This window comes from Streptomyces sp. NPDC005761, from assembly GCF_040630635.1.
Lineage (GTDB): Bacteria > Actinomycetota > Actinomycetes > Streptomycetales > Streptomycetaceae > Streptomyces.
In genome coordinates, this window is sequence record NZ_JBEXXX010000079.1 from 1 (window position 1) to 13,520 (window position 13,520).

The 13,520-nt window shown below is 70.3% G+C and carries 6 protein-coding genes; 1 reads left to right on the top strand and 5 read right to left on the bottom strand.

The annotated features are described in order from the left end of the window. The 5 genes from ABZ434_RS35315 to ABZ434_RS35335 all read right to left on the bottom strand — a co-directional run. On the bottom strand, nt 1-4,987 hold a 4,987-nt coding region (locus tag ABZ434_RS35315; protein ID WP_359145951.1), incomplete at its 3' end, for an amino acid adenylation domain-containing protein. A gap of 132 nt (nt 4,988-5,119) precedes the next feature. Next, on the bottom strand, nt 5,120-5,404 hold the full coding sequence (locus ABZ434_RS35320; RefSeq protein WP_359145954.1) for an acyl carrier protein: 285 nt from the start codon (nt 5,402-5,404) through the stop codon (nt 5,120-5,122). A gap of 2 nt (nt 5,405-5,406) precedes the next feature. Beyond that, nucleotides 5,407-7,161 carry an acyl-CoA dehydrogenase family protein gene (locus ABZ434_RS35325; protein WP_359145957.1) on the bottom strand — a complete coding sequence of 585 codons (1,755 nt, stop codon included), beginning with the start codon at nt 7,159-7,161 and terminating at the stop codon, nt 5,407-5,409. After that, on the bottom strand, nt 7,158-8,921 hold the full coding sequence (locus ABZ434_RS35330; protein ID WP_359145960.1) for an acyl-CoA dehydrogenase: 1,764 nt from the start codon (nt 8,919-8,921) through the stop codon (nt 7,158-7,160). The genes ABZ434_RS35325 and ABZ434_RS35330 overlap by 4 nt, the downstream gene beginning before the upstream one ends. Nucleotides 8,922-9,006: 85 nt before the next feature. Continuing rightward, nucleotides 9,007-10,782 carry a fatty acyl-AMP ligase gene (locus ABZ434_RS35335; protein WP_359145963.1) on the bottom strand — a complete coding sequence of 592 codons (1,776 nt, stop codon included), beginning with the start codon at nt 10,780-10,782 and terminating at the stop codon, nt 9,007-9,009. A 332-nt stretch (nt 10,783-11,114) separates the two neighbouring features. Between ABZ434_RS35335 and ABZ434_RS35340 the strand changes: the two genes are divergently transcribed. Beyond that, on the top strand, nt 11,115-13,520 hold a 2,406-nt coding region (locus ABZ434_RS35340; RefSeq protein ID WP_359145966.1), incomplete at its 3' end, for a condensation domain-containing protein.

The window sequence follows — 13,520 nt, forward strand, 5'->3', positions numbered from 1 at the left end:
GGTTGGTCAGTGCGCTGCGGGAGACGACGACGCCCTTGGGGCGGCCGGTGGATCCGGAGGTGTAGAGGACGTAGGCGGCGGTGGTGCCGGGTGTCTTGGTGGCCGGCGGCAGCGCGGTCTGTGTGCTGGGGGTGCGGGTGTCGTAGGTGGTGAACAGGGTCTGGTCCAGGACCAGTACGGGTTCGGTTTCGGCCTGCATGAACTGCACGCGGTCGGTGGGGAAGTCGAGGTCGATGGGGAGGTAGGCGGCGCCGGTCTTGAGGACGGCGAGCAGGCTCACGACGAGTTCGGTGGAGCGGGGCAGGGCGACCGCGACGAACTTTTCGGGTCCGGCTCCGTTCTCCGCCAGGGTCCGGGCCAGGCGGTCGGCCCAGGTGTCCAGCTCGCGGTAGGTGAGCCGGGTGTCGTCGAAGACCAGTGCTTCGGCGTCCGGAGTGGCGGTGACCTGGGCCTCGAACAGCGCCATCACATCGGCATCGGCCGTGCCGTCCCCGGCAGCCGCCCCCGTACCCCACTCCCCAAGGATCAGCTCGCTCTCACCGTCGCCGAGGACAGCGAGCCGGGCGACGGGTGTCGTCACGTCGGCGAGGAGCTGCTCCACCACATGGCGGAACCGCTCGGAGACGCGTTCGGCATACGCCGTGTCGACGAGGTCGGGCCGGTAGTCGAGCCGGAAGACCATGCGGTCGCCCGGAACGGCCGCCAGGCCGAGGGCATAGTGGGTCCCGCCACGGACCTCGGCTCCCTCGACTGTCAGACCACTGTCACCGGCGAGGGTGTTGATCGAAGCCCGGTCCAGGGGGAAGTTCTCAAAGACGGTAAGGGTGTCGAACAGCTCACCACTGCCCACCGCCTGTTGGATGTCGGCCAGGCCGATGTGCTGGTGTTCCGCCAGTTCGGCCTGCTCGTCCTGCAGGCGCCGCAGGAAGGCGGCCACCGGCTCGGCCGGGCGCAGGGCGGCCCGCAGCGGCAGGGTGTTGACGAAGAGCCCCACCATCGACTCGGCGTCCAGGAGGCCGCCGGGGCGGCTTGCCGTCGTCACGCCGAAGACCACGTCGTCACGGCCCGTCAGGCGGCCGAGCAGGACGGCCCAGGCTGCCTGGACCACGGTGTTGGGCGTGACTCCGACGGCGCGCGCGGTGCGCGCGAGCATGGCCGTGGTCTCCTCGGTCAGGGAGAACTCGACCCGCTTCTGGGGCGCCGGTGTCGTACCGGGGGCGGTGGTGGCCAGCCTGGTCGGCTCATCCACTCCGGCCAGCGCGGCGCTCCACGCCTTGACCGCCTGGTCCCGGTCCTGACCGGCGAGCCAGCCCAGGTAGTCGCGGTAGGGGCGCACCTCCGGCAGTCCGGCCGCGTCCTGGCCGGCGTACAGGGCGAGCACGTCCCGCACGACCAGCGGCAACGACCAGCCGTCCAGAATGATGTGATGGTTCGTCAAAACCAGAACCCGCCGGTCCGGGGCGAGCCGGATCAGGGTGAACCTGACGAGGGGCGGGCGGGACAGGTCGAAGCGGGTCCAGCGGTCCTCGTCGAGGAGGGCCTCGCAGGCGGCTCTCCGATCCGGCTCGTTCAGGTGCGTGAGGTCCACCTCGCGCCACGGCGCCTGTGCCTCGGCGGCGACGACCGCGAGGGCCCGGCCGGCGTCGCTCTGGTGGAAGCCCGCCCGCAGGCTCGCATGCCGGGCGAGGACGGTGTCGGTGGCGGAGCGCAGGGCGGGCCCGTCGAGGGTGCCCCGGAACTCCAGGACCAGTTGGGCGTTGTAGTAGTCCAGTCCCGACGTGTCGAACTGGTGGTGGAAGAAGAGCCCTTCCTGCAGCGGTGTCAGGGGAAGGACGTCCACGGCGCCGGGCACCGTCTCCCGCGCCTGCACCAGCTCGGCCTGAGTGATGCCCAGGTCAGCGGGCACGGCCGGGCTCTCGTCGGGACGCTCGGCGACGGTCAGGACGCCTGCCAGGCCGGCCACCGTCTTGTGCCGGAAGACATCCCGCGCCGTGAACAGCAGGCCGGCGCGGCGGGCGCGGGCGACGAGGCGGGTGGCCATGATGCTGTCGCCGCCCCGCTCGAAGAAGTTGTCGTCGATGCTCAGCCCGGCAGCTCCGAGGATCTCCGCCGCCAACGCGCAGAGGCTGTCCTCCTGCGCGTTGCGGGGGCCGCGGCCCTGCGGGTCGCCGGTCCCGTACTCCGGGACAGGCAGGGCCCTGCGGTCGAGCTTGCCGTTCGGGGTGAGCGGCAGCGAGGGCAGTGTCACGAAGCCGGCCGGGACCATGTAATCGGGCAGTGAAGCCGCCAGGTGCGCCCGCAGCTCGTCCGCACCGGACCCTTCGTCCCCGGCGGCCTCCGCCCGCACCAGGTAGGCCACCAGCCGGCGATCACCCGGCCGGTCCTCGCGGACGATCACCGCGGCCCGCCCGACGGCCGGGTGCCGGAGCAGCACCGACTCGATCTCGCCGAGCTCGATGCGGAAGCCGCGCAGCTTGACCTGGTCGTCGGCGCGCCTCTGGTACGCCAGCTGACCGTCGGCGGTCCATCGCACCAGGTCGCCGGTGCGGTACATCCGGGTGCCCGGCGCGCCGAACGGGTCGGCGACGAAGCGCTCGGCGGTGAGATCGGCGCGGCCGCGGTAACCACGGGCCAGGCCGGTGCCGGCGATGTACAGGTCGCCGGAGACGCCGACCGGTACGGGATGCAGCGCGTGGTCCAGAACGTACACGCGGGTGTTCAGGACGGGACGGCCGATCGACACGGCGGCGTCGGCCGTGACGGTGGCAGTGGTGGACCAGACGGTCGTCTCGGTGGGGCCGTACAGGTTCGTCACCGACACCGCGTGACCGGCGAGCGTGCGAGCCAGCTCGGTGGGCAGCGCCTCGCCGCCCACCAGGACCCGCAGGCCGGCCAGGGCGGCGGCGTCCTCGGCGGCCAGCGCCTGCCAGAGACTGGGGGTGGCCTGCATGACCGTGGCCCCGGTATGCCTGATCAGCGCTCCGAGCGCCTCGACGTCACGTACGGCGTCACGGTCCGCCACGACGACGGCGGCGCCCGCCAGCAGGGGCAGGAAGAGCTCCAGGCCGGCGATGTCGAAGCCGACGGTCGTCACGGCGAGCAGCCGGTCGTGCTCCGTGAGCGGGACCCGGTCGTGCATCGCGGCAAGGAAGTTGTCGAGTGCGACGCGAGTCACCTCGACGCCCTTGGGCCGCCCGGTGGACCCGGAGGTGTAGATGACGTAGGCCGGGTGTCCGCCCCGGGCCTCGGCGGTCCGTTCGCCCTGCCTCAGGTCGGACGTGGGCAGAGCGCCGGTACGCACCTGGTCGAGCAGGAGCCGATCCACACCGGCGTCCGGCATCCGGCCGGCGAGCTCGTCGCAGGTCAGCAGGAGGGACGGCCGCGCGTCGTCGAGCACGTACGCGATGCGGTCGGCCGGATACTCGGGGTCCACCGGCAGGTAGGCGGCGCCGGTCTTGAGCACCGCGAGAAGGGCCACGACGAGATCGGCGGAGCGGGGCAGGGCGACGGCGACGTACTGTTCGGGGCCCACCCCCCGGCCGACCAGCAGACGAGCCAACTGGTTGGCCCGGGCGTTGAGTTCGCCGTACGAGAGGCTGGTGGCGCGGTGGATGAGAGCGACGGCGTCAGGGGTGAGCGCGGCGCGTGCCTCGAAGAGTTGCGGCAGTGAGGCGCCGGGCAGCGGGCGCTCGGTGTCGTTCCACTTCTCGAGGACGCACTCCCGCTCCGTGTCACCGAGCAGGCCGACGCGGCTCAGGGGGGCGGTGGGGTCGGCGGCGAGATCGGTCAGGAAGGCGATGAACCGGTCCTGATGGGCCGCGAGTTCGGCCTCGGTGTAGAGCGCCGGATTGCCGTCGAAGTCGAGGCGGATGCCCCCGTCTCCCGTGGGGTCGCCGAAGGACGTCACGGACAGGTCCTTGACCGGTCCGGTCGACAGCGGGTGCATGACGGTGCCGAGGCCGCCGAAGGAGATCTCCTGGCCGAAGGCCATGGCGTTGACCATGACCGAGGACAGGCCGCCGGCTCCGCCGGACAGGTTCAGCTCGCGGTGCAGGTCCTCGCCGCGGTACCGCTGGTGCCGCAGCGCGCCGTTGACCTGGGCGGTCGCCTGGCGCACCAGGTCCGTGAGGCTCAGGCCGGGTTCCACGGTGAACCGCAGCGGGACTTCGTTGGCGAGCATCGCGGGAGTGGTGAGGGCGAGGGCGTCGGTGCGCGCTGTCATTGGCAGGCCGACGACCACGTCGGCGGTCGAGGTCAGGCGGTGGGTGTACGCGGCGACGGCGGCGACGAGGACGAGTGACCAGCGGCCCGACCCACGCAGTCCGGCGAGCTGTTCGGCGGTCAGCCGCACACTGCGGCGCAGAGGCTTGGGTGACGGTTCGGCGGTGCGGCCGGTGAGCGTCGAGGACTCCGGAGTGTCCCCGAAGAGGTCCAGCCAGTACGTGCGGTCCTTGTCGTGCTGGGGCGAGGTGCGGTACTGGGCATCCCTGCCGAGGAGTTCGGCCAACGGGCCGATCCGGGTGGGCGCGGGCTCCCGGCCGGCGGCGAGGGCCGTGTAGGTCTGGGCGAGCCGCCGGAGGTAGAGGGTCTGCCCGTAGCCGTCGAGTACGAGGTGATGGTGCCGGAAGTAGAGGAGCGTCCGGTCCTGGCCGAGCTCGATCAGGGCATGGGTGTACAGCTGCCCGGCCCGCGGGTCCGCCGGGACGGACAGGTCGTCGTCCATCCACGCGCGGGCGGCCGCGTCCGGGTCAGCCGCGGTGCTCACGTCCACGAACTGCACCGGCACCTCACCGGCGGGCCCGATGATCTGGTGCGGTTCGTCGCCGTCGTCGTCGAATCGCGCCCGCAGGGCGTCGGTCTCGGCGACGGTGCGGCGCACGGCTTCGGCCAGCAGGCCGTGATCGATCCGTCCGGCGATACGGAAGCAGGTGGCACAGTTGTACAGCGGGCTGTCCGGAGCCAACTGCTGTGCGACCCAGATCCCCATCTGCGCCGCGGAGACAGCCTGACGAACCGACCCATGCTCTGACACTGAATACCTACTCACGTTTCTCTGCGGACGAGCTTGTGTGCTGTGGGGGATCCGGGACCCGGCCGGCCGGTGGCCGCTGCCGCGGGATCAGGCCACGTGGGCCATTTCGGCGCGGATGACCTCGACGAGTGCGTCGAGGGTGGGCGCGTCCCACATGACGGTGGGCTCGAGCGTCAGCCCCAGGTGGTCCTCGATCTGGGTGACCACGGTCAGGGCGTAGAGGGAGTCGAGGCCGTAGTTGGCCAGGGGGACCGCGGGGTCGATCTCCTCGGGGGACAGCTGCACGTGCTCGGCTATGCGCTCCTTGAGCCAGCTGGTGAGCTCCTCGGGGGAGTAGTCCTGGTTGTGCTTCTCGACGATGGGGCTGGACATGGTCAGTTCTCCTTGGGAAGGCGGTCGGCGAGCTGTCGTCTCACCAGACCGAAACTGGTCGAGGACTCGTAGCGCTCCAGCAGCTCGTCGAAGAGCCGCTGCTCGAGATGGCCGGGCAGGTTCTCCGGCGGGGTGCCCGGTCGCAGGACGAGCCGGTTCAGGGCCGCCGCCGCCCAGGCGGGGTCGGCGAGGAACGGGTCCGGGTGATGCTGGTTGTTGCGCCACAGCTCGACGCAGCTGGCGCCGACCAGGACGTTGACGTAGCGGTGGGTGAGGTCGTAGCTGGCGGAGCTCGCGGCGACGGACAGCTCACTGGCAGGGAGAGCGGCGCACTCGTCGGCGAGCCGGGCCAGCTCCGCCGTCAGCCGTTGCCCGACGCGCTGTATCTCGCGCCGCTCGGGTCCCTGCCCGGTGATCGCGTCGAGGCCCGGGGCGAGTGAGCGGCTGAGCCGCTCACGCCCACCGGCGCTGACGGTCAGCCGGTCGAAGGGGATGCCGGGCAGGTCGGCGTCGAGCCGGAAGAGGTCCGACGGGGCGGCCGGGCCGTCCCGCCACGAACGCTTGGCGAGAAGGGAGAGCTGGGGCAGCAGGGAGACCTGGCAGGCCGCGCGTGCGGCGTGTCCGAACCCGGCCGGCTGGATGTCACGCAGCAGCTTCTGGAAGATGGCGTTGTCGCCCTCGCGCATGTAGAAGTGCGCCCCGAGCAGCGTCGAGAGCCGGTGCATCGCGTCCATCAGCACCTTGGACACGAAGAACTTGACGGCCTGCGCGTAGATCCCCGTCTCGGCGGGCACCAGATGGATGGCTCGGGCGGCGACCGTGGAGAACGCCTCGCAGAGCAGCAGGTCGGCGTGGACCCCGGCGAGCACGGAGCGCACCTGCGGGATGTCCAGCGCCGTACGCCCGTACAGCTTGCGGGACTTGAGGTGGCGCAGAGTGGTGCGCAGCCCGGTGTCCAGCATCCCGGTGAACATCGCCACCAGGGTGGTCCGGGTGATCTGGAAGGACTTCAGGGCGGTCTCGAGGCCGAGGCCCTGACGGCCGACGACGCTGTCCGCGGGCAGCGGGCAGTCGTCGAACTCGACGCCGCCCAGCTGTACTCCGCGCATTCCCACACTGGGAAAGCGCGGAAGGTAGCGCATGCGGCCTTCGGGGATCAGGGACTTGTCCACCAGGATCTGGGAATGACTGCGAGGACCCGGCCGGGAGTCGGTGCGCGCGAACATGACGACCGCGTCGGAGCGCTGGAGGTTGGTGATGATCTCCTTGCGGCCGTTGAGGAGCAGCCCCTCGGCGCCCGGCATGGCCTCGAACTCGGTGCCGGCCATGTCGTTGCCGTGTGCCAGTTCGTGATAGGCGACGGACACCTTGCGGTTGTCGAGGAGCAGCCCCGCGACCTTGCGGCAGTGCTCCTCGTTGCCCGCGGTCCAGATGTTGACCGAGGCGATGAACGAGCTCACTCCGTAGCCGAGGCCCAGACACGGGTCGCGACGGTAGACGGACCGCATGATCTCGATGAGTTCGTCGAGCCGGGTCAGGCGCCCGCCGTACTGGGGCGGAACGAACTCGGCATTGAGCCCGTAGGCGTCGAGCGCCTGCTCACCCGCGGCGAACATCTCCGCCCGCTCGTCCGCGGCGAGGATCTGTGGGAAGCCGAGCGGGTTGCCCGGGTCGCGGGGGTCGCCGAGGAGGCGCTCCATCGCGTCGGCGCGATGGGGAGCCACGGCGAGCGGGGCGGGGGGCAGCTGGGTCTTCATGAGGTACTCCCGGCCGTCTCGCCGTCAGGGGTGGTGCCCTCGGGCGTGGAGTCGTCGAGGGTGGAGCAGAGGGTGGGGACGACCGGGCCGAACGCGTGCTCGGCCAGCCGGTCGTACGCCTCGGCGCCTGCTTCCTCCAGCGGGCTGCCGAGCCGGGTGAGGGCGGTGCGCAGGACGGCCTGCAGCCAGAGCGCGTTGCGCCAGATCGTCGGTGACTGCTCGTCCCCGGCCGGCCGCGGATTGTTCAGCCACAGGTGCAGGCAGGCCGTGGCGGCGAAGCACAGTTCGTAACGCTCGGCGAGTACGAACGCGGTGGGGGGTATGTCCTGCGGGGTCCGGCGCAGCTCCGCGAACTCGGTGTGCAGGGCGTCGGCCGCAGCCTCGACCTCCTCCGCGAGGACGACGATCTGCCGGGGCAGCATTCCGCACTCCGCCTGCTCGGCGATGCCCGCCACGGCGTGGGGGAGGCTCTGCATCAGGCTGCTGCCACGCATCGCCAGGAGGCTGAGCCCGTCTGCGGTGAACTCCGAAGGCGGTACGGAGAGGGAAGTGGCGGCGGTGACGCCCGCCTCGTCGCAGCGACCTCGGCGGTATGCCGCTGCGAGCAGCGGGAACTGGTCGATCAGCGCGTTCCTGTTGACCGCCGTGTTGCCGTCGAAGATCGCGACGACGCGGTGGTCGCGTTCCAGTTTGGCGAAGAGCCCGTCGGCGTACTCCTCGGTGAGGAAGCTCCTGACTCCGAGCAGTTCGGCCACCCTGTCGAGCACGTTCTGGGCCAGGTCGGGTATCAGGGCCTTGGCGACGGCGGAGACGACGCTCATCTCGCCGGGGAGCGCGTGGACGCTGCGGGACGCCACCAGAGCGGTCGCCTCCGCGAGGAGCTGTGCGGCGTACACCTCGCCGATGATGCGGCGGACCCTGGGCAGATCACCGAGCGTCCGGCCGTACAGCCTGCGATTCCGGGCGTAGTCCACGCCGAGCCGCAGCGCGGTGTCGCCCGCCCCCAGTGACAGGGCGGTGCTTGCGGTGCGGGTGAGCTGCAGCGCCTTGAGCACCGTCTCGATGCCGGTGCCCACCTCGCCCACCAGCGCCGATCCCGGTATCAGGGCGTCGTGGAAGGCGATGCCACTGATGTCCGCGCCTCGGATGCCGTGGGTGGGGATCTTGGGCACACTGCTGTACGCATCAGCCGCGAGGGCGCCCTTGTCGACCAGGAACAGGCTGAAGCCCCGGGGCCCGCCGGCGGGCTCGGTCCGGGCCAGCACACAGATCAGACCGCCCCGAGTGGCGTTGTTGATCAGCCACTTCTCCCCGTTCAGCCGCCATCCGCCGTTGTCCGGGGTCGCGCTGAGTTCACCGGCGAGGAGGTCGCTGCCGTGGGCACGCTCGGTCAGCCCCCAGGACACGACGGCGCCCTCGCCGATGAGCCCGCCGAGCTCGGCGGCCTGACCCTTGCCGCCGGCCACCCACACCGGCGCGGCGCCCAGGAACGTCTTGCCGTGGGCGACCGCGACGGTGAGGTCGCGGCGGGCCACCGTACGCAGCAACTGCATCAGGTCCGTGTAGTCGCGCAGCTGTCCGCCGGACGCGGCCGGTACGTAGTGGTCGTTCAGTCCGAAGCCGTCGAGCACTCCGCATGCGGCGGCCGGGAACTCCTCGCGCTGGTCGAGACCGGCCAGATCGGCGGGCCGGAACGCGCCGTGCTCCTCGCCCGGTCTCCCGAGCAGGGCGTCGAGCGCGTCGGCAGCGGAGTGGTGCACGTGCGGGTTCCTCCCGTTGTCCGGCCGGCTCATGACCGCTGACGGTTCCGTTGGGTCGGCCGGTGCCGAACCTTCGCGTCGCATCTCACGCCTGCCGCGGGGCGAGTGCGCTGCTCAGCTGCCGGTCGGCCTCCAGGTGGAGCGTGTTGAGCTCGCCGGCCCGGAAGGCCTCGCGCATCGCAGCCCGCTGGATCTTGCCGCTGGTGGTCCGCTTGATGCCGCCGCGCCGCACCAGGACCACGGCCGACACCCGGGCGCCGAACTCACGGGCCACCGTCTGCCGCATGTCCATGGCGAGCTTGCGCAGGACGTCGTCCGCGAGCCGGCCGCGGACCTCGTGGGTCACGACGAGCAGCTCCTCCTCACGGCCGTCCTCGCGGACGGTTCCGAGGGCGAACACGGCACCGAACAGGCCCTGGAGGTCCTCGTGCTGGGCGCGCAGCTCGTGCTCGATGTCCTGGGGGTAGAGATTGCGGCCCCGGATGATCAGCACTTCCTTGATGCGACCCGTCACATGGATCTCGCCGCCGTGCAGGACGCCCAGGTCGCCGGAGCGCAGATAGCCGCTCTGCCCATCCGCGGTCTCCGCCTGGAACGTGGCGCGTGTGGCCTCCGGGTTCTCCCAGTAGCCCTGGGCGACGCTGGCACCGCGCAGCCAGATCTCGCCGATGCGCCCCTCAGGCAGCACCTCGCGGGTCGCCGGGTCGACGATCCGCACCGTGTAGTCGTGCGGGGTGCCGCAGGCGACCACCGACCTGCCGGGAAGCGCCGCCTCGATGGGTTCGAACACGTGCCGTTCCAGGCCTTCGGTGTCGACGTGCCGCACCACCGGCTCACGGTCACCGGCACCCGAGATGAACACGGTTGCCTCGGCCATGCCGTAGCACGGCGTCAGGACGTCGGGCCGGAACCCGGCGGCGGCGAACCGCCCCGCGAACCCACTGAGGGTGGACGCCTGCACGGGCTCCGAACCGTTCGGCGCGAACCTCCAGCGCGAGAGGTCGATGCCGGCGAGCTGCTCATCGGTGATCTGCCGTGTGCACAGCTCGTACGCGAAGTTGGGCGCGGCCGACCAGTGGAGGTCGTACTCGTCCACCATCCTCAGCCACCAGTGCGGCCGCTTGAGGAACGTGGTCGGAGCCATCAGGGTGCAGGAGCCGCCGAGGATCAGCGGGGGCAGCAGATTCCCCATCAGACCCATGTCGTGGTAGTGCGGGATCCAGGAGCCGAACCGGGTGCGATCGTCCAGGCCGAACGCCCGCTGGAGACTGTCCACGTTGTGCAGCAGATTGCCGTGGGTGATCATGACTCCCTTCGGCTCGCCCGTGGAGCCGGAGGTGTACTGGAGCAGCGCGAGGGTGTCGTGGCCGAGTTCCGGCGCCACCCACTCGCCCGGCGCGGTCTGCTCCGCACTGTCCGTCCTGAGACAGTCGGCCCGGACCGATTCCTGACCGGACGCCCAGGCCAGTACGTCGTCGTGGGCCTCGCCGTTGGTGAGGATCAGCGAGACCCCGGCGTTCCTGGCGATGGACGTGACGCGCTCACGCTGGTGCCGGTACTGGCCCGGCAGCGGTGCGGGCACCGCGATCACCCCGGCGTAGAGGCAGCCGAGAAACGCGACGGCGAAGTCGATGCCCTCGGGGTACAGCAGAAGCGCGCGGTCACCGACCGACAGCCGACGCTGCAGCTCCACCGCAATTCGCTGCGCCTCGGCATCGAGTTCCGCATAGGAAACGGTTTCGTCGACCTTATTGGTGGACAGTTCACGAACGAATGCAACAGCAGGGTCCCCGGGCCTGGACAACGCATTTGCTCGTACGGCCTCAGTAACACTCGAAAGACCCACGAAACCAATGGACATTGACCACTCCCAGTATGCGGCGCGCGACAGATTCCATCCGGCTGCGGAACATAGCCCGGAGCTTCACGGGCAGTCAACAGATCTCAGCGGCGCAGCCACCCCCTAAACTCTTACGCAACGCGCATGTGTCATCACGTAACGTTCAACTTCGTGAGCTTCCGGCCGGGTTGTGCCAGGTGCGGGAGTCGGCGCCGGAGATAAGTCATTGCCTATATGGGTCGCGTTATTCAGCCTGACCTTAATCCGGTGACAGGATGCGTGGCCCGGTGTTGAATACGTCTGCCCAGCAGCTGCTGGAACGTCTTTAAGGCACAGCTTCAAGTCAAAAAAAGATGAGAGGTCCAGGAGTGAAGCAGTCGGGGCTCGAGGCCATTCTTCCGCTGACTCCACTCCAAGAGGGCCTGCTGTTCCACTGCCTTTACGACTTGGATGCCCAGGACGTCTACGTCTCCCAGCACGTCCTCGATGTCGAAGGCGACCTGAATACCGGGGCGCTGCGCTCCGCGGCCGAGGCCCTCATGGCCCGGCACGCCACCCTGCGCGTGGGGTTCCGTCATCAGGGCCTCGCCAACCCGGTACAGATCGTGCCCCGTGTCGTGCCGACCCCCTGGCGGGAGAGCGACCTCACCGAGGCCCCCGACGACGCCGCCCGGACGGCCCGCGCCGAGGAACTGCTCCGCGAGGACCGCGAGAAGCGCTTCGACCTCACGGCCCCGCCCCTGGTGCGGTTCACCCTGATCCGGCTCGGCGAGCAGCGGTTCCGATTCTCGATGACCTTCCATCACCTGCTCGTGGACGGCTGGTCGTTGTCCGTCGTCCTGCATGAACTGTTCGCGCTGTACGCCAACGGCGGTGACACCGGTGCGCTGCCGCCCGTCACCCCGTACCGCCAGTTTCTCGGCTGGCTGGCCGCCCAGGACCGGGACGGCGCGCGTGCGGCCTGGGCCGAAGCCCTGGCCGGCTTCGACGACCCCTCGTTGGTGGCCCCGGGACAGGCCGCCGGCGCACCGGCCGCCGCTCCTCGCCGGGTCACCTTCGGCCTGACCCAGGAGTCGACCGAGGCGCTCACGGCCAGGGCCCGCGCGCACGGACTGACCCTCAACACCCTGGTGCAGGGTGCGTGGTCGGTCCTGCTGTCCAAACTCACCGGCCGGGACGACGTGGCGTTCGGCACCACTGTGTCCGGGCGGCCCCCGGAGATCGCCGGCATCGAGAGCATGGTCGGGCTGTTCATCAACACCGTGCCCGTACGCATGCGCCTCACCCCGGCCGAGACCACCGCCGGGATGCTCGCACGCCTCCAGCGCACTCAGGCCGGGCTGCTCCCGCACCAGCACCTGGGGCTCACGGACATCCAGCAGGCGGCAGGCGCCGCCGAACTCTTCGACACGATCGTGGTCTTCGAGAACTATCCGTACGACGCCGGCCGGTTGACGGCTTCCGCCGAGGAGCCGGAGGACGGCGCAACCACCGCCGTACGCATTGTCGGCCAGCAGACCAGCGATCAGGCCCACTACCCGCTCGCCCTGATCGCTCTGCCGGGCGACACGCTGCGCTTCCGGCTCGACTACCGGCCCGACCTGTTCGACCGGTCGTCTGCTGTGGTGTGGGGCGAGCGGTTCGTGCGGGTGCTGGAGGGGCTGCTGGCGGAGCCGGGGCGTGGGATCGGGTCGGTTCCGGTTCTCTCCGGTGATGAGCGGCAGGCTGTGGTCGAGGCCTGGGCCATGTCTTCGGCCTCGGATGTGGAGCTTCCGGCCGGTGACAGCGTTTCGCTGGTCGACGTATTCGAAGCACAAACCGCTCCCGGTGCTGTTGCCGTCTCCTGCGAGGAGGTGTCGCTGTCGTATGGGGAGCTGAACGCGGCGGCGAACCGTCTGGCCAGGGTGCTCGTGGGCCGGGGAGTGGGTCCGGAGTCGTTGGTCGCGGTGGCGCTGCCCCGCTCGGCCGACATGATCGTGGCGTTGCTGGCTGTACTGAAGGCCGGCGGGGCGTATGTGCCGGTCGACCCGTCCTACCCCACGGACCGGATCGCCTACCTGCTCCAGGACTCCGACCCGGCACTCGTCATCGCCACCACCCAGGTCGCCAACGACCTGGGCGGGGAAGGGTGGCTGCTCCTGGACGCCCCCGACACCGTCACCGCTCTCGCCAGCCATGAGGCAAGGAACCTGACGGACGGTGAGCGTGTCTCGGCACTGCTGCCGAAGCACCCCGCCTACGTCATCTACACCTCTGGTTCGACGGGCCGGCCGAAGGGTGTTGTGGTCGCGCATGAGCAGGTGGTGCGTCTGTTCACGGCGACGGATCCCTGGTTCGGTTTCGGGCCGGAGCAGGTGTGGACGATGTTCCACTCCTACGCTTTCGACTTCTCCGTCTGGGAGCTGTGGGGGCCTCTGCTGCACGGTGGCCGTCTCGTCGTCGTCCCGCACACGGTCAGCCGCAGCCCGGAGCAGTTCCTGGACCTGTTGGTCCGTGAACGTGTCACCGTCCTGAACCAGACCCCCTCGGCGTTCTACCAGCTGATCCAGGCCGATGCCGAACACCCCGGCCTGGGTGACCGCCTGGCCCTGGAGTACGTGATCTTCGGCGGGGAGGCACTGGATCCCGGGCGTCTGACCGGCTGGTACGACCGCCACACCCAGGACAGTCCGCGTCTGGTCAACATGTACGGGATCACCGAGACCACCGTCCACGTCACCCACCGCCCCCTCACCCCCGTCCAGGGCACAGGGCGGCAG

Coding starts and splice junctions, on each gene's coding strand:
- ABZ434_RS35325 (WP_359145957.1), bottom strand. CDS start 7,161: ATGAAGACCCAGCTGCCCCCCGCCCCGCTCGCCGTGGCTCCCCATCGC.
- ABZ434_RS35335 (WP_359145963.1), bottom strand. CDS start 10,782: ATGTCCATTGGTTTCGTGGGTCTTTCGAGTGTTACTGAGGCCGTACGA.
- ABZ434_RS35320 (WP_359145954.1), bottom strand. CDS start 5,404: ATGTCCAGCCCCATCGTCGAGAAGCACAACCAGGACTACTCCCCCGAG.